The sequence below is a fragment of the Limobrevibacterium gyesilva genome, from assembly GCF_025989185.1.
In the GTDB taxonomy this organism is placed as follows: Bacteria; Pseudomonadota; Alphaproteobacteria; order Acetobacterales; family Acetobacteraceae; genus Limobrevibacterium; species Limobrevibacterium gyesilva.
In genome coordinates, this window is record NZ_JAPDNT010000016.1 from 1 (window position 1) to 15,914 (window position 15,914).

A 15,914-nucleotide genomic window follows, 5' to 3' on the forward strand; every position below is an offset into this window, starting at 1 on the left:
TCCACAGCGCCAGGGCCGCGTCGTCCTGGCCGGCGCGGCGCAGCCAGCGCGCCTGGTCGAGGAACAGGCCGGGGTCGGCGCGCTGGGATTCCGGCACGGCGGCGAGCAGGGCGGGGGCGTTGGGATCGTCGCGGCGGAACGCCAGCCGGGCCTCGGCGCGGGCGCGGTCGGCCGGGTCGAGCCGGGAGGCCTGGCGGGCGGCGGACGCGGTGTCGGTCCAGGCGAGACGGTCGAAACGGCGCCACTGGTCGTCGCGGCCGATGACGGTGCCGAAGCCCATCAGGAAGCGGGCCTCCCAGGCAGGGTCGGTGACGTCGGAGATCCAGGCGCGGCGGGCCATGGCGGCGGAGTCGCCGGGACGGCCGGCGCGGTCGTAGGTTTCCGCGCAGCGCAGCAGGGCGGCGGCGGCCTTCGCGGGGGTGCGGTCGCACTCGGCCAGGGCCACGCTGTCGTCGGGCTCGCCGGCCAGGGCCTCGTCGCGGCGGCGGGCCAGCGTGGCCTGCTGCGGCCAGTCCGGGCTGCTGGCCATGAAGGCGGCGATCTCGGCGGTGCCGGCGGCGTTGGGGGCGAGCAGGCGGTAATAGGTGACGAGCTTGCCGGCCACGGGGTCCGGGTATCCGGCGGCGGCGGCCTGCGCCTCGGCCCAGCGGTCGGCGCGCACCAGCGCGATCACGTCGGGGGGCGATTGCCCCGGTGCCGGCGGCTGCGCGGCGGCCGGGCCGGCCGCGAGGGCCAGCAGGAGAATCGGCAGGAAGCGGACACACGGCATGGTCATGGTTTCTTCTAGCCCGGCACGGCCTTGCGGTGCATCCCCCGCGCGCCTAGCTTCCGGCGTCATCACTTAACGGCCACGGGAGGTCCGCGGCCCGTGGTGGATCGTGCCCGTTGGGATCGTCCCTGTTGGGCCATACCGGAGGAAGCGCCGATGTTCAAAGGGTCCTATGTCGCCCTGATCACGCCCATGCGCACCGACGGGGCCGTGGACGAGAAAGCGCTGGAATCCTTCGTCGACTGGCAGATCCGCCAGGGCACGCAAGGCGTGGTGCCCGTGGGCACCACCGGCGAATCCCCCACCCTGAGCCATGACGAGCACAAGCGCGTGGTGGAAGTGACCATCGGCGTGGCCAAGGGCCGCGTGCCGGTGATCGCGGGTGCGGGGTCGAACAGCACCGCCGAGGCGATCGAGCTGACGCAGCATGCGAAGCGGGCGGGGGCGGACGCGGTGCTGGTGGTGACGCCGTACTACAACAAGCCCACGCAGGAAGGGATGTTCCTGCATTTCACCGCGATCGCCGACGCGGTGGACATCCCCATCATCATCTACAACATCCCGCCGCGCAGCGTGATCGACATGAGCGTGGAGACGATGGCGCGGCTGGCGAAGCACCCGAACATCGTGGGCGTGAAGGACGCGACCGCGAACCTGGCGCGGCCGCTGCACACGCGCATCGCCTGCGGCGAGGATTTCTGCCAGCTCTCCGGCGAGGACCATACGGCGATCAGCTTCCTGGCCGCCGGCGGGCAGGGCTGCATCAGCGTCACCGGCAACGTGGCGCCGCGGCTGTGCAGCGAGATGCAGACGGCCTGGCAGGACGGGCGGGTGCAGGACGCGATGGCGATCCAGAACCGGCTGGTGCCGCTGCACGATGCGCTGTTCGCGGAAACCAGCCCGGGACCGGTGAAATACGCGGCGTCGCTGCTGGGCCACACGGCCGACATCTGCCGGCTGCCGCTGGCGCCGGTGGGCGAGGCCACCAAGGCCCGCGTGCGCGCGGCGATGACCGGCGCGGGACTGCTGAACTGAGTCGGGTATGGCCGAAACCAAGACGAAGAAGAAGTCCGGGCTGATCAGCCACGGCGTGGCCGCGCAGAACCGCAAGGCGCGGTTCAACTACACGATCAAGGAGACGCTCGAGGCCGGGCTGGTGCTGAAGGGGCCGGAGGTGAAGAGCCTGCGGCACGGCCGCGCGACGCTGACCGAAGCCTGGGCGGGCGAGCGCGACGGCGAGCTGTACCTGTTCAACGCCTATATCCCGGAATACCAGGGCGGCGTGCTGTCGCGCTTCGAGCCGCGGGCGCCGCGCAAGCTGCTGGTCAAGCGCAAGCAGATGCGCCAGCTGCTGGGGGCGGTGAGCCGCGACGGCGTGACGCTGGTGCCGCTGGACATCCATTTCAACGACCGCGGGATGGCCAAGGTGCAGCTCGGCCTGGGCGAGGGGCGCAACAAGGCGGACAAGCGCCATGCCATCGCGGCGCGCGACTGGCAGCGCGACAAGGCCCGGCTGATGCGGGAGAAGGGGTAGGCGGGGCATGTCCGGGGCCGGCCGGCGGCGCGGCTGGCCCAATGTCCCATCTAATCGGCTGATTGCACGGCTTGCGCGCGGCGGCCCCGAATATGCACCCGGCGCGCTATGCCCAGCCCTGCGAAGCCGGCCCCGAGCAGGAACAGGGTGGCGGGTTCGGGCATAGACTCGGGGGCGTCGGATCGCGCCGTGACAGTGTAGCCCGTGGGCAGGTCGGGCAGGGCGCCGCATGGTGGGCTCTGGCAGTACGCACGCTGTTGCGCGGCGTTATCGACCGGTCCGGTGAAAAAAGACCCGTTGAGGCCGATCGCACTTCCGTCCTCCGCTGTCCTGAAGACGAAGCCTGCCGGGATGCGGCCGAGATTGCTTCCGGGCGAATCGGAATCGGAAACGAACCTGACTTCAACGTCGTCGAACACGCCGGTGCCGGTGCCGAGCTGGCCGCCGGGGAAGAACTGCAGCGTCGCAACGTCGCTGATGTCGGCAAAGACCCCCAGGGATTCGAGGAGATAGGCCCTGGCGACGTGCTGGTCCTCGGGCATCAGTGCCGGCAGGCCCGGGGGCCGGGTCGCGTCCGGGTCCTTGAAGGTGCCGGTCGGAACCCGCAGGGTGGCCACGGCGGTGTTTGCGGCGGTGCTTTCGTCTGCGTTCAGGACGCGCAGGACGCATGGCGGCGCCGTTCCTGATGCACATGTCCCGAGTCCCGTTACGGTCGTCGTGATGACGGGCAGGACCTCCTGGCCATTCACCGAGTTTGCTGCCTCATTGAAAAGGATCGTGACCGCACCCGCCGGACACGACAATGCCGCCATCGCGAGGCCTGCGAAGGCAGTGAGAAGCCAGGGTTGAATTTTCATGACGTGCCTCCCGCCCGCCCCTACGGCATGACGCGGCAAGGGCTTTGGCCCTCCGGTATCGGGCGAGGTCACGTTGTGCTGGTGGACTGAGGGCCATCCTGTCCACCCGGCTGGACCTGGCGATACCCAACGACGCCACGATACGACAGAGTTCCGCCCCAGGCGACTCAGCACCCCGTGATGGCAGCGTCGTGCCGCCCTCCAGCCCTGGGCGCCGTCCGTCTGATTTTCGCTACGAGCGGCTTCGGTCACGGCGATGTGATGCGGCAGGCACAAGGCTGCATCCGCTTGCCTCGCGGGTTCATGGTGCTATCTGCAGGGCGGTTGCGGAGTGCGAAGCATGGCTGACGCGTTCAACGACAAGCTGATTGCCCGCAAGCAGGAATGGGCCCGCGACGGGCGCCTGCTGACGGGCGCGACCGCCGACCCCGCGCGGGACCGGCTGCCGCCCGGCCAGCGGCTGGTGCGCGACTGGCCGGTGCTGGACCTGGGCGCGCAGCCCGAGGTGACGCCGGCGCGGTTCCGGCTGGACATCGACGGCGCGGTGCGCCGGCCGATCAGCATGACGCTCGACGAATTCATGGCGCTGCCGCAGCAGGAGAGCGTGTCGGACATGCATTGCGTGACGCAATGGTCGCGCTACGACAACCACTGGCGCGGCGTGTCCGCCCGCGCGCTGCTGGCACTGGTGGAGCCGCACGATGCCGCGCGGCACGTGATCTTCCACGCCCATGACGGCTACACCACCAATGTGCGGCTGGACCAGTTCGATCAGCCCGACGTGTTCCTGGTCCATGGCTGGGACGGCAAGCCGATCGAGCGGCGGCATGGCGGGCCGGTGCGGGTGCTGATCCCGCGGCTGTATCTGTGGAAGTCGGCGAAATGGATCCGGCGGATCGAGATCTCGGCCGCAGACAAGCCGGGCTTCTGGGAGTGCCGTGGCTATCACAACAACGCCGATCCGTGGCTGGAGGAGCGCTATGGGTGAGATCTCGCGCCGTGTGCTGCTGACCGGAGGCGCCGCTATGACGACCATGGCCTTGTCGCCCGAAACGACCGCGTGGGATTTCAGCTTCACCTCGATCGAGGACGGCACGCTGAAGCTCGCCGATTTCCGTGGGCGGGTGTTGCTGGTGACGAACACCGCGAGCTTCTGCGGCTACACGTATCAGTACGAGCAGTTGGAGAAGCTGCATGCGTCGCTGCAGCCCGGCGGCCTGACGGTGGTTGGCGTGCCGAGCCAGGACTTCAACCAGGAATCCGCCAGCAATGCCGAGGTGAAGCAGTTCTGCGAGGCCACTTTCGGAGTGGAGTTCCCCATGGCCGGCCTGTCGCATGTGCGCGGCGCACAGGCGCATCCGTTCTATCGTTGGGTCAAGGCGGCGAAGGACTGGGAGCCGCAGTGGAACTTCCACAAGGTGCTGATCGGCCGCGACGGGCGTATCCGCGGCCTGTTCGGCTCCGCCGACGAGCCGGCGGGCGCGAGGCTGCGCAACGCCGTGGATGCGGCGCTGGCGTAACGCGCACATTCCCCGTGCGCCACAGGCGCGTCGGCAAAAGATGAAATGATCGCCGAGGGTTGTTGACATCGGGGTTGGCGGCGTAGGACCGTCCTGCTCGTAAACGGCGATGCGTGCGCGCAATCGGCCGGAAGAAGAAGAACGAGGGGGACATCGGGATGCGCGAACAGCCTGGAGTTTCACATGGCCTGCGTCGGCGCGATCTTCTGAAGGCCACGACTGCCGGTTTGGGGCTCGGCGCCCTGGGCGGCCTGCCCGGCCCCGCCTGGGCGGCCGGCACGCCCTGGGCCGACCGGCCGGCGAGCAAGGTGGACAGGCTCAACTTCGTGGTCTGGACCTACGGCGACATCTACTCGAAGATTTCCAGGAAGTTCAACGACGACTGGGGAATCCCGGTGGATTCCACGATCTCGTCGTTCAACGACCATCCGACCAAGCTGATGACGATGTACGCGGGCAACGAGACGATCGACGTGTCGCAGTCCTCGCCGTTCTCACTGCCGAATTTCATCAGCCAGGGGCTGGTGGAACCGCTCGATGACCTGCCGGGCGCCAAGGAGTACCTCGCTGACCTGACGGAATCCGCAAGGCAGGTGGCGGTATACGACGGCAAGCTGGTGGGGCTGCCGTATTTCTCCACCGTGTGGGTGTGGAACTACTACAGCGACATGATGGAGAAGGCGAAGCTCGAGCCGTTCAAGACCTACGACGAGTTCATGGAGCAGTGCCGCAAGGTCAAGAAGGACAAGATCGCCGAATACCCGGTGGCCTGGGTGGCCGGCGTCGGGCTGGAGCAGCTGCCCGGCACCTGGTACCAGATGACCTGGAATCGCGGCGGCGTGTTCTTCGACAAGGCCGGCAACCACCAGCTCGGCCCCGGCTCGATCGCGCGCGAAACATTGAAATGGTGGGTCCAGACCTTCACCGAGCAGCTTGCCGATCCGGAATCGCTGAAGGCGCAGTTCACCACATCGGCCAAGGCGTTCGGCGCCGGCAAGAACCTGTATCGCGGGCCGAACCATCATTACGGGCTCAACATCGCCAACGATCCCGCGCAGTCGCCGATCGCGGGGAAGGTGAAGGTGCTGGGCTCGCCGGGCGACGGCCGCACCATCGGTGATTCGCACGTGTATTTCCTGTGCACGGCGAACCGCGACAAGGCGTGGGCGTGGAAGCTGCTGCAGTATCTGGGCGGGCGCACCAAGGACGGGCAGTACAGCCAGGCGATCAACCTGGCGCGCGATGCGATGCTGGGCTCGGGCTACAAATCGGTCATGACCAGCAACGTGATCACCGAAGGGTGGAAGCCCTGGGGCGATCCGCAGAAGATCCTGGAGATCTGGGACAAGGCCACCTATGTCGGCGAGATCTGCAACTCGATCTACAAGCCCTGGCATTTCCCCTGGACGGACCGGCTCAACATCGAGGTGCAGAAGGCGCTGACCGGGCAGATCACCGCCGACAAATGCTGCGACAACCTGATCGCCGCCATCAAGGAGGTGCAGAGGGGCTGAGGCCGGCCGGCGATGACCGGCGTTTCCGTGCGCGGCGGGGCGGTGGCGGCACCGCTCCAGCCGCCGTTCCGCTTCGGGCGGGAATTGTCGGCGCGCGTACTGGGGTTCGTGATGAACATCCCCACGCTGGTGACGCTGGCGCTGGTGCTGGCCTATCCGATCTTCTACGCGGCCTATCTGTCGTTTCACCGGGTGTCGCTGGCGGATCTGCGGCGGGGCGTCTTCCCGTTCGTGGGGCTGGGCAATTACGAGCGCATCCTGGCCGACCCGCTGTTCCTGCTGGCGTTGAAGAACACGCTGATCTTCACGGCGATCTCGGTGACCGCGGAGGTGGTGCTGGCGATCGCCATCGCACTGCTGATCGACCAGCGGCAGGTCTGGACCGGGCGGATCACCAAGTTCCTGATCCTGCTGCCCTATGCGGTGCCGCCGATCGCGAACGGCCTGATCTGGTCGTTCATGTACAACTTCGACTTCGGCTTCCTGAACCGGATCCTGTTCACGCTGGGCATGATCCATGATCCCATCAACTGGGCCGGAAATCCCGACACGGCGCTGATCGCGGTGGCCATTCCCTATATATGGCGCACGCTGCCTTTCGCCATCCTGCTGGTGCACGCGGCGCTGCAGGGGATCAATCCGGAGCTGTACGAGGCGGCTTCGGTGGACGGGGCGGGGGCGTTGCAGCGGTTCTGGCACATCACGCTGCCGTTGCTGCGGCCGATCATCGTGGTGACGCTGGTGCTGCGCACGTCGTTCGCATTCGCGGTGTTCGACGAGATCCTGGCGATCACGCAAGGCGGACCGGGCGACGCGACCTGGGTGGCGGCGTGGTACAGCTATCGCAAAGGCTTTGCGCCGCCCTTCGACATCGGTGTGGGATCGGCCTCGGCCTATGTGCTGGCGCTGATCGTCGGTGTGCTCGCGATCGCCTACGTGAAGCTGATCTACCGGCGCATCCAGTAGGGGGGAGAGGATGCGCCAGTCACGCCTGACCCGGACGATGCTGCATCTGGCGAACGTGCTGGTGATCCTGTTCTTCCTGCTGCCGCTGATTGCCGCCCTGATCGGCGCACTGCAGTCCGAGCGCAGCCTGCAGGCGGAAACCCGCTCGCTGCTGCCGCCGGAATGGACGCTCGACAATTTCCGCGTGATCCTGTCGGGGGGAACGCAGAAAGGGGCGATCTTCGAGCAGGCGACCTATCTGCCGGACAATGTGAAGAAGATCTATTACGCGCTGGCCAACAGCGCGATGATCACGATTGCCGTCACCGTGCTGACGACGGCGTTCGCCGCACTGTCCGCCTATACGGTGGTGCGGCTGAACCTGCGCTGGGTGATCTGGCTGATGAGCGTGAACGTGTTCGCGCGCTTCGTGCCGATCATCGTGCTGATGATTCCGCTCTACGTGACGTTCCGGCAGATGGGACTTCTGAACTCGATCTGGGGCGTGATCATCGCACTCACCGGATTCCTGCTGCCGTACGGCATCCTGATCCTGGCGCCGTATTTCGCCACCATTCCGCGCGAGCTGGATGATGCCGCGCGTATCGACGGCTGCTCGCGCTTCTCCGCGTTCCTGCGGGTGACGCTGCCGCTGTCGACGCCGGCGCTGGCGTCGTATGGCGCCATCGTCTTCATCATTTCGTGGAACGACCTGCTGATTCCGCTGATCCTGAACAACCGCGCGGAGTTCATGACGCTGCCGGTGGTGATCGCGAGTCTGGTGGGCGACGTGCACGTCTTCTTCAACCTGCTGATGGCGATCTGCCTGATCGCGCTGACGCCGTCGGTGGTTCTGGTGCTGCTGCTGCGCAAGTTCGTGGTGCAGGGATTGGCGGTGGGTGGCGTGAAGGGCTGAACATGTACGGTTTCGACAAGACGCGGCTGGATCTGGCGCGGGAGTTCCGGGCCAATCCGTTCGGGGAGCACAGCCCCGATCTGCAATACCTGCTGAACCTGCTGCGCACGCCGGGGCCGGAGCCGTTCCATGTGCTGCTGCTCGACCGCCCCGGCGAGCGCTGGGTGCTGGCGACGATGGAGCCCGGCAGATCATCGCCGCCCCGGCCGACCAATGTGGTGTTCACCGATCTGAAGGAAGCGGAGTGGCATGTCTTCAAGCTGCGTTGGGCACGGCTCGCGGGTGAGGAGCCGGTAGTAGAATGAACCGGGTGATGGGCTATTGCGATCGCTGGACGGCGGCACCGGGTGAAACCGTCCGCTTCATGGTGAGCTGCCTCGGTGGCGACCACTACGACGCGCAGATCGTGCGGCTGCTGCAGCCGGATGCGGGGCCGCTGGCGACGCCGTTCCGGCCCGAACCGGTGGCGGCGGCGTGCAACGGCACCCATGCGGGGCGCCACCAGGCGATCCCCATCGGCTCGCTGGCGGCGGTTCCGGCGCATGCGGCGTTGCGGCCGGCGGGAAGCTTCACCTTGTGCGCGCATGTGTTTCCGACCACGCCGGCGAAGGGCCGGCAGGCGGTGATGGGGACCTGGTGCGAGGCGAGCCAGACCGGGTTCGGGCTGGAGATCGGTGAAGACGGGGCGCTGGCGTTCCGGGTCGGCGCGGGGCCGGGGCGGGTGGCCCGTATATCCGCCGGCGCGAAGCTGAGCGCGCGGCGCTGGTATTTCGCGGCGGCCGCCTTCGATGCCGAGCGGGGCATGCTGACCCTGTGGCAGGAGCCGCTGAGCGACCACGACTTCCATCCCGAGCAGCCGGTGGTGGCCAGCGCGCCGGCGGCGGTGCGGCCGGCGGCGGGCGGGGCGCTGACCTTCGCGGCCTGGAGCACGGGGCCGGCGGACGGACCGTCCTGCTGGGGCGGGCTTGGTTTTGCCGGCCATATGAACGGGCGGATCGATGCGCCGCGGCTGGCGTCGGGGGCGCTGGACCGGGCCGCGATCGGGGTGCTGGCGGCGTCGCCCTTGGCGGCCTCGTTGGCGGCGTGCCTGATGGGGGCGTGGGATTTCAGCCGCGACATGTCCGGCGATGCGATCCGCGATCTCGGCCCGTGGCGCCTGGATGGGGTGATCGTGAACCAGCCCACGCGGGCGATGCGCGGCCACAACTGGAACGCGACGGAGACGGATTGGACGCGGGCGCCGGAGCAGTACGGCGCGATCCATTTCCACGACGACGACCTGGTGGATGCGTGCTGGCATCCGGACTTCGCGTTCACCGTGCCGGAGGATCTGCGGTCTGGCGTGTATGCGGCCCGGCTGACCGCGGACGGGTTCGACTTCTGGGTGCCGTTCTTCGTGCGGCCGCCGCGCGGCACGGCGCATTCGAAAGTCGCGTTCCTGGCATCCACGGCAACCTACACGGTGTACCTGAACAATCGCGGCCGGTTCATGTCACTGGCGACCGAGCGCTACCAGGGCCGGGTGATGGTGATGGACGCGATCGACTCGCTGTTGATCGAGTTCCCGGAAATGGGGCTGTCCACCTATGACCGGCATTCCGACGGCAGCGGCGTGGCCTATTCCAGCCGGCACCGTCCGCTGCAGAATTTCCGGCCGACCGGGCGGCACTGGAACTTCAACCTGGATCTGTTCATCGTCGATTGGCTGGAGCGGCTGGGCGGCGACTACGATGTGATCACCGAGGAGGACCTGCACCGCGAGGGGCTGGACCTGCTGGCGCCCTATCAGGTGGTGATCACCGGCTCGCACCCGGAATATGATTCGGTGCAGATGCTGGATGCATTCGAGGCGTATCTGCGCCGCGGCGGCCGGCTGATGTATATGGGCGGCAACGGTTTCTATTGGCGCATTGCGCACCATCCGTCACGCGAAGGGGTGATCGAGGTACGCCGGGCCGAAGGCGGCGTGCGCGCCTGGGACGCCGAACCGGGCGAGGCCTATCACAGCTTCAGCGGCGAGTATGGTGGGCTGTGGCGGCGCAATGCGCGCGCGCCGCAGCGCCTGGTGGGCGTGGGGTTCATCAGCCAGGGCTTCGACAAATGCAGCTATTTCTGCCGCACGCAGCAGGCGGACGACCCGCGCGCGGCGTGGATGTTCGCGGGCGTGCCGGACACGCTGATCGGCGATTTCGGCATCCTGCAGGGCGGGGCGGCGGGGCTGGAGATCGACGCGGTCGATCCGCGCCTGGGCACGCCGCCGCATGCGCTGGTGGTGGCGTGCAGCGAGAACCACTCGAACACCTACGAGCTGGTGGCCGAGGAAGTGCTGATTCCGCATGGCGCGACCGATGCCGTGATCAACCCGGACATCCACGCCGACATCACCTTCTTCGAGACGCCGCAGGGCGGGGCGGTGTTCTCGACCGGCTCGATCGCCTATGCGGGGTCGCTGGCGTGGAACGGCTTCGACAACAACCTGTTCCGGCTGACCACCAATGTGCTCAACCGGTTCAAGGATCCCACGCCGTTCCCGATGCCGTAGGCTGCGTCAGGCGGCTTCGAGCCGCTTCAGGAGTCCCAGCACCACGGCTTCGAACATCTCCGGCGTCAGGCGCCGGGTGGAGGTGTTGTAGCGGGACACATGGTAGCTGTCGGCGACGATGAGGCCGTCCGGCAGTTCGTGCATGGCGCCGTGGCTGAAGCGGATGCGGGTGGGCGGAATGCCGCAGGCCTTCAGCACCGCCGCATGGGCCAGCACGCCCAGGGCCAGCACTGCGCGCAGATTGGGCAGCCCCTGCAGCTCGCTGGTGAGGAACCGGTTGCAGGTGGTGACTTCCTTCGGCTGCGGCAGGTTGGCGGGCGGCACGCAGCGCACGGCGTTGGTGATGCGCGTGTCCTGCAGCGTCAGGCCGTCATTCGGGTCGGCGTGGTATTCGCCGCTGGCCAGGCCGAAGCGGAGCAGCGTGTGGTACAGCAGCATTCCCGCGTAGTCGCCGGTGAAGGGGCGGCCGGTGCGGTTGGCGCCCTTCACCCCCGGGGCCATGCCGACGACCAGCAGGCGGGCGTCGGTGGGGCCGAAGCTGGGCACGGGGGCGTTGAACCAGTCCGGGTTGGCCGAATTGTTGGCCTTGCGGTAGGCGACGAGGCGGGGGCACAGGGCGCAGTCGCGCGGCGGTGCGGCGATGGTTTGCATATCCATGACGGGCAGGATGCCGGGCCGGTGGTTCAGGATGGCTTAATCGGTGCGGCTGCCGGCGTCAGGCGGCGTCGTGCGGGTCGATGGCGTAGGGCTCGGCCGGGGTCTGGCGCAGCGGGGTGCGGGTGGGCCGCGGCTCCATCTGGCGGCGGGTGAACTCGGGCGAGATCTCCGCCAGCTCCAGGAACTGGTCGGCCTGGCGACGCAGTTCGTCGGCGACCATCGGCGGGGTGGTGCGGATGGAAGACACCACGGAAACCCGCACGCCGCGGCGCTGAACCGCCTCGACCAGGCGGCGGAAATCGGAGTCGCCGCTGAACAGCACGGCATGGTCGATCTTGTCGGCCAGCTCGAGCATGTCGATCGCCAGCTCGATGTCCATGTTGCCCTTCACGCGGCGGCGGCCGGTGGCGTCGGTGAACTCCTTGGCGGGCTTGGTCACCAGGGTGTAGCCGTTATAGGCCAGCCAGTCCGTGAGCGGCTTGAGCGGCGAGTACTCCTCGGTTTCCAGCACGGCGGAGTAATAGTAGGCGCGGATGATGTGCGCCTTCTTGCGGAAGAATTCCAACAGGTTGCGGTAATCGACGTCGAAGCCGAGATTGCGTGACGCCGAGTATAGGTTGGCACCATCGATGAACAGCGCGACGCGCTCGTTGGGCAGGAAATGCATGGGAAAACAGCCTTTCAGGATCGGTGATGGGTGCATGCCGGGCCTACAGCCACGCCCGGAGCCCGGTCAGATTAGAGGGTTCTGTTGATGACCGGAAGATGAAACCGTCACGATCGCGGCTCGACGCTGATAAAAATCGTAACATTTCAGGAAGGGCACTGTAGAATGATCCTGGTCGCCATCGGGGCGAATCTGCCGGGCGTGGACGGCAGGGGGCCGCTGGTCACCTGTCGGGCCGCCGCCGAGGCGCTGCGAACGCTGCCGGGCCTGCGGCTGCAGGCGTTGTCGCCGTGGTACGAAACGGCGCCGATGCCGCCCTCCGGGCAGCCGCCTTATGTGAACGGCGTGGCGCGGCTGGAGGGGGTGGCCGAGCCGGCGGCGCTGCTGGCGCGGCTGCAGGCGATCGAGGCGCGGGGCGGGCGCCGGCGCGGGGCGGCGAACGCGGCGCGGACGCTGGATCTCGACATCATCGCCATGGACGCGCTGGTTCGGGACGCCCCGGACCCGGTGCTGCCGCATCCGCGGGCGCATGAACGGGCGTTCGTATTGGCGCCGTTGCGCGATGTGGCGCCGGATTGGGTGCATCCGCGGCTGGGCCGGACGGCGGAGGAACTGCTGGCGGCGCTGCCGCCGCAGGAGGTTGCGCGGCTCTAGATGTTGCGCTGGCATGCGCCGAACCGCCGCCGCGGGGATTTGCATTGCTGTGGCGCAGCATAACCCTTGCTTTCAGCGCTGCCTCAGCTTATCTGGACCATTCACCCGACACGGATACCCGGAGGTTGAGCGCATGGCGCGCGTCACCGTTGAAGACTGCGTTGAGAAGGTCCCCAACCGCTTCGAGTTGGTGCTGCTGGCGGCCCAGCGGGCGCGCAACCTGTCGCGCGGCGAGGAACTGACCCTCGACCGCGACAACGACAAGAACCCCGTGGTCGCCCTGCGCGAGATCGCGGATGAGACCATCCCGCTGCAGAAGCTGGAAGCCGACCTGCTGAAGTCGCTGTCGCGGGCGCCCGAGCCCGAGCCGGCGGACGAGGAGGTCCTGGACCTCATTCCCACCGACCAGAACATCTTCGGCCTGCAGGATGTCTCGGCCGAGGAAGAGTCGGCGACGCTGCCGGTGGAGAACGAGGAGTTCTCGCCGGAAGACCTTGAGGCCGCCATCGAGGCGGAACTTGGCGGACGCCGCCGCTAGGACCAGACCATGACGCGCGGCGCACCGGACATCTGGCGCGCCGCGCCGCTGCGCGGGCCCGACGGAGGCACGACGGCGCAGGCCGTCCACATGCCGGTGGTGGCGCCGGGACCCGACAGCGTGGAGCCGCTGATCGAGAAGGTCCGCGGCTACAATCCTGACGCCGACGTCGCCTTGATCCGGGCCGCCTACGAGCTCGCGGCCGAGGCGCATCGCGAGCAGAAGCGCGACAACGGCGACCCCTACATCACGCATCCGCTGGCAGTGGCCGACATTCTGGCCGGGTATCGGCTGGACGAGGCCAGCCTTGCGACGGCGCTGCTGCACGACGTGATCGAGGACACCGGCGTCAGCCGGGCGGCGCTGGAGAAGAAGTTCGGCGCCGAGGTCGCGAACCTCGTCGACGGGGTCACCAAGCTGACCCGGTTGGAGCTGCAGTCCGACCGCACCAAGCAGGCCGAGAATTTCGGCAAGCTCGTCCTGGCGATGAGCAAGGACATCCGCGTGCTGCTGGTGAAGCTCGCGGACCGGCTGCACAACATGCGCACGCTGCACTATGTGCCGCAGGCGCCGCGGCGGCAGCGCATCGCCCGCGAGACCATGGAGATCTATGCGCCGCTGGCCGAGCGGATTGGCATGGAATCGGTGAAGACCGAGCTCCAGACCCTTGCTTTTGCACAATTGGACCCCGAAGCCTACGAGTCCATCCAGGCCCGCCTGAACTTCCTGCGTGGCCAGGGCGCGGATGTGATCGAGGAAGTGCGCGAGGAACTCGGGCGAGTCTGCAACGACCAGGGCGTGACCGTGCTGGAAGTGACGGGGCGGGAGAAGTCGCCCTACTCGATCTGGGAGAAGATGCAGCGGCGCAACGTCCAGTTCGAGCAACTCTCTGATATCATGGCATTCCGCATCGTAGTTCCGGCACGCGAGGCCTGTTACACGGCGCTCGGCGCGGTGCATGCCGCCTATCCCGTGATCGCCGGGCGGTTCAAGGACTACATCTCCACCCCGAAGGCGAACGGCTATCAGAGCCTGCATACCGGGGTCACGCTGCGCGAGCCGCGCAACCAGAAGATCGAGGTGCAGATCCGCACCGCCGAGATGCAGGCGGTTGCCGAGAACGGTGTCGCCGCGCACTGGCTGTACAAGCAGGGCGGTGCGGCGGCCAAGGCGGCGCAGCGCTTCCCGTGGGTGCAGGACCTCAAGGAAATCCTCGAGAATTCGACGCTCGACGAGTTCCTCGAGAACACCAAGCTGGCGCTGTACCAGGACCAGGTGTTCTGCTTCACGCCGAAGGGGCAGCTGATCCAGTTGCCGCGCGGCGCGACGCCGGTGGATTTCGCCTACGCCGTGCACAGCCAGATCGGCGACACCTGCGTGGGCGCCAAGGTCAACGGCCGGCTGATGCCGCTGCGCCACGAGCTGCAGAACGGCGACCAGGTCGAGATCATGACCTCCCGCGGCGGCACGCCGAGTCCGCAATGGGAGCGCTTCGTCGTCACCGGCAAGGCGCGGGCGCGCATCCGCCGCTACGTGCAGGCGCAGCAGCGCCAGCAGAACCGCGACGCCGGCCGGGCGGCCCTGGCCAAGGCGTTCCGCCAGGAAGGGCTGGACGGGTCGGAGAAGATGCTGGAGCCGGCGCTGAAGGTGCTGAAGCTCGCGGCTCTGGAAGACCTGTATGTCGGCGTAGGCAACGGCAATATCAGCCCCAAGGATGTTGTTTTCGCAGCATATCCTGAGCTGAGGCAGGCGCCGCGCGCGCCCCGGATGATGCCGGCGCTGCCCAGCCGCGGCACCGCCCGGCCCGGCAGCGGCGGGGTGAATCTGCCGGTCACCGGGCTGGTGCCGGGCATGGCCATCCACTACGCCGGCTGCTGCCACCCGGTGCCCGGAGACCGGATCGTGGGCATCGTGGCCACGGGCAAGGGGGTGACCATCCACACCCGCGAATGCCCGACGCTGGAGAGCTTTTCGGCGACGCCCGAGCGGTTCATCGACGTGGACTGGGATCCGTCGGCCACCGAGCCGCCGTCCGGGGGCTGGAAGGCCGGCAAAGGCGAGGGCTATACCGGCCGCGTCAGCGTGATCGCCGACAACGAGCCGCGCTCCATCGCCAACGTGACCAATGCCATCTCCAAGCAGGAGGGCGACATCGTCAACCTGCGCATCGTCAACCGCCAGGCCGATTTCTTCGAGATCATGGTGGATGTGGAGGTGCGCGACCTGCGCCAACTGATCAACGTGATCGCCAGCCTGCGCGCCGCCCCCGGCGTGCATCAGGTGGAGCGTGCCCGCGGATGATGCCGTGAGGAAGATATCGTTGTGATTCTGGGGCTTGGTTCGGATATCTGTGATATCCGCCGGATCGAGCGGACGCTGGAGCGCTTCGGCGAGCGGTTCATCGAGCGGGTGTTCACCGAGGCCGAACGCAAGCGGGCGGAGCGGCGCAACGGCCAGAACCGCGCCGGCACCTACGCCAAGCGATTCGCCGCGAAGGAGGCCTGTGCCAAGGCGCTGGGCACCGGCTTCGCCCGTGGCGTGTTCATGTCGGAGCTGGGGGTGGTGAACATGCCGGGCGGTCAGCCGACCCTGCTTCTCGCCGGCGGGGCCGCGCTGCGGCTGGCGCAATTGACGCCGGCAGGGATGCAGGCGCGTATCGACCTGAGCATGACCGACGAGTATCCCTATGCCTACGCCCAGGTCATCATCTCAGCCCTGCCGCTGGCGGCAGGGAGGGTTGCTTGACAGCGGGGGGTGGCGTGGGCTTCATCCGCGCCACAATACGGTCGGACCTCACTTAA

16 protein-coding genes and 1 pseudogene are annotated in these 15,914 nt (G+C 67.7%); 13 read left to right on the forward strand and 4 right to left on the reverse strand.

Going from position 1 to position 15,914, the window contains the following annotated elements; genetic code table 11:
* Positions 1 to 775: pseudogene (locus OL599_RS16285) on the reverse strand (lytic transglycosylase domain-containing protein); the annotation flags it as partial.
* 150 nt (positions 776 to 925) lie between these two features.
* Between OL599_RS16285 and dapA the strand changes: the two are divergent.
* Both dapA and smpB read left to right on the forward strand, forming a co-directional pair.
* Positions 926 to 1,804 carry a 4-hydroxy-tetrahydrodipicolinate synthase gene (gene dapA, locus OL599_RS16290; RefSeq protein ID WP_264714889.1) on the forward strand — a complete coding sequence of 293 codons (879 nt, stop codon included), beginning with the start codon at positions 926 to 928 and terminating at the stop codon, positions 1,802 to 1,804.
* Positions 1,805 to 1,811: 7 nt separating this feature from the next.
* Positions 1,812 to 2,303 carry an SsrA-binding protein SmpB gene (gene smpB / locus OL599_RS16295; protein WP_264714891.1) on the forward strand — a complete coding sequence of 164 codons (492 nt, stop codon included), beginning with the start codon at positions 1,812 to 1,814 and terminating at the stop codon, positions 2,301 to 2,303.
* 50 nt (positions 2,304 to 2,353) lie between these two features.
* Here the strand turns inward: smpB and OL599_RS16300 are convergent, their stop codons facing one another.
* On the reverse strand, positions 2,354 to 3,160 hold the full coding sequence (locus tag OL599_RS16300; RefSeq protein WP_264714893.1) for a PEP-CTERM sorting domain-containing protein: 807 nt from the start codon (positions 3,158 to 3,160) through the stop codon (positions 2,354 to 2,356).
* A gap of 340 nt (positions 3,161 to 3,500) precedes the next feature.
* Between OL599_RS16300 and OL599_RS16305 the strand changes: the two genes are divergently transcribed.
* The 7 genes from OL599_RS16305 to OL599_RS16335 all read left to right on the forward strand — a co-directional run bounded on the left by OL599_RS16305 (position 3,501) and on the right by OL599_RS16335 (position 10,597).
* Positions 3,501 to 4,148 (forward strand): sulfite oxidase-like oxidoreductase, encoded by a 648-nt coding sequence (locus tag OL599_RS16305; RefSeq protein WP_264714894.1) that lies wholly within the window; start codon positions 3,501 to 3,503, stop codon positions 4,146 to 4,148.
* Positions 4,141 to 4,680, forward strand: a complete 540-nt coding sequence (locus tag OL599_RS16310) for a glutathione peroxidase (protein WP_264714895.1) — start codon at positions 4,141 to 4,143, stop codon at positions 4,678 to 4,680. The genes OL599_RS16305 and OL599_RS16310 overlap by 8 nt, the downstream gene beginning before the upstream one ends.
* Positions 4,681 to 4,838: 158 nt before the next feature.
* Positions 4,839 to 6,194 carry an ABC transporter substrate-binding protein gene (locus tag OL599_RS16315; RefSeq protein WP_264714897.1) on the forward strand — a complete coding sequence of 452 codons (1,356 nt, stop codon included), beginning with the start codon at positions 4,839 to 4,841 and terminating at the stop codon, positions 6,192 to 6,194.
* A gap of 12 nt (positions 6,195 to 6,206) precedes the next feature.
* Positions 6,207 to 7,160, forward strand: coding sequence for a carbohydrate ABC transporter permease (locus tag OL599_RS16320; RefSeq protein WP_264714898.1), 954 nt, complete (start codon positions 6,207 to 6,209; stop codon positions 7,158 to 7,160).
* A 10-nt stretch (positions 7,161 to 7,170) separates the two neighbouring features.
* Positions 7,171 to 8,055 carry a carbohydrate ABC transporter permease gene (locus tag OL599_RS16325; protein ID WP_264714899.1) on the forward strand — a complete coding sequence of 295 codons (885 nt, stop codon included), beginning with the start codon at positions 7,171 to 7,173 and terminating at the stop codon, positions 8,053 to 8,055.
* A 2-nt stretch (positions 8,056 to 8,057) separates the two neighbouring features.
* On the forward strand, positions 8,058 to 8,360 hold the full coding sequence (locus OL599_RS16330) for a hypothetical protein (RefSeq protein WP_264714900.1): 303 nt from the start codon (positions 8,058 to 8,060) through the stop codon (positions 8,358 to 8,360).
* Positions 8,357 to 10,597, forward strand: a complete 2,241-nt coding sequence (locus OL599_RS16335; RefSeq protein ID WP_264714901.1) for a LamG domain-containing protein — start codon at positions 8,357 to 8,359, stop codon at positions 10,595 to 10,597. The genes OL599_RS16330 and OL599_RS16335 overlap by 4 nt, the downstream gene beginning before the upstream one ends.
* A 6-nt stretch (positions 10,598 to 10,603) precedes the next feature.
* Here the strand turns inward: OL599_RS16335 and OL599_RS16340 are convergent, their stop codons facing one another.
* Together OL599_RS16340 and OL599_RS16345 are read right to left on the reverse strand one after the other, a co-directional pair.
* Positions 10,604 to 11,254, reverse strand: coding sequence for a uracil-DNA glycosylase (locus tag OL599_RS16340; RefSeq protein ID WP_264714902.1), 651 nt, complete (start codon positions 11,252 to 11,254; stop codon positions 10,604 to 10,606).
* A gap of 58 nt (positions 11,255 to 11,312) precedes the next feature.
* Complete coding sequence (locus OL599_RS16345) at positions 11,313 to 11,921, reverse strand: LabA-like NYN domain-containing protein (RefSeq protein ID WP_264714903.1); 609 nt, start codon at positions 11,919 to 11,921, stop codon at positions 11,313 to 11,315.
* 165 nt (positions 11,922 to 12,086) lie between these two features.
* Here OL599_RS16345 and folK point away from each other — a divergent pair, with 165 nt between their 5' ends.
* The 4 genes from folK to acpS all read left to right on the forward strand — a co-directional run bounded on the left by folK (position 12,087) and on the right by acpS (position 15,858).
* Positions 12,087 to 12,575, forward strand: a complete 489-nt coding sequence (folK, locus tag OL599_RS16350) for a 2-amino-4-hydroxy-6-hydroxymethyldihydropteridine diphosphokinase (protein ID WP_264714904.1) — start codon at positions 12,087 to 12,089, stop codon at positions 12,573 to 12,575.
* A gap of 133 nt (positions 12,576 to 12,708) precedes the next feature.
* A complete protein-coding gene (gene rpoZ, locus OL599_RS16355; protein WP_264714905.1) occupies positions 12,709 to 13,113 on the forward strand; it encodes a DNA-directed RNA polymerase subunit omega in 405 nt (134 codons plus the stop codon).
* A 90-nt stretch (positions 13,114 to 13,203) separates the two neighbouring features.
* Positions 13,204 to 15,414 carry a RelA/SpoT family protein gene (locus tag OL599_RS16360; protein ID WP_264714992.1) on the forward strand — a complete coding sequence of 737 codons (2,211 nt, stop codon included), beginning with the start codon at positions 13,204 to 13,206 and terminating at the stop codon, positions 15,412 to 15,414.
* Between the two features lie 21 nt (positions 15,415 to 15,435).
* Positions 15,436 to 15,858: a holo-ACP synthase gene (acpS, locus tag OL599_RS16365; RefSeq protein ID WP_264714906.1), complete on the forward strand. Its 423-nt coding sequence runs from the start codon at positions 15,436 to 15,438 to the stop codon at positions 15,856 to 15,858.
* Positions 15,859 to 15,914 lie beyond the last annotated feature (56 nt).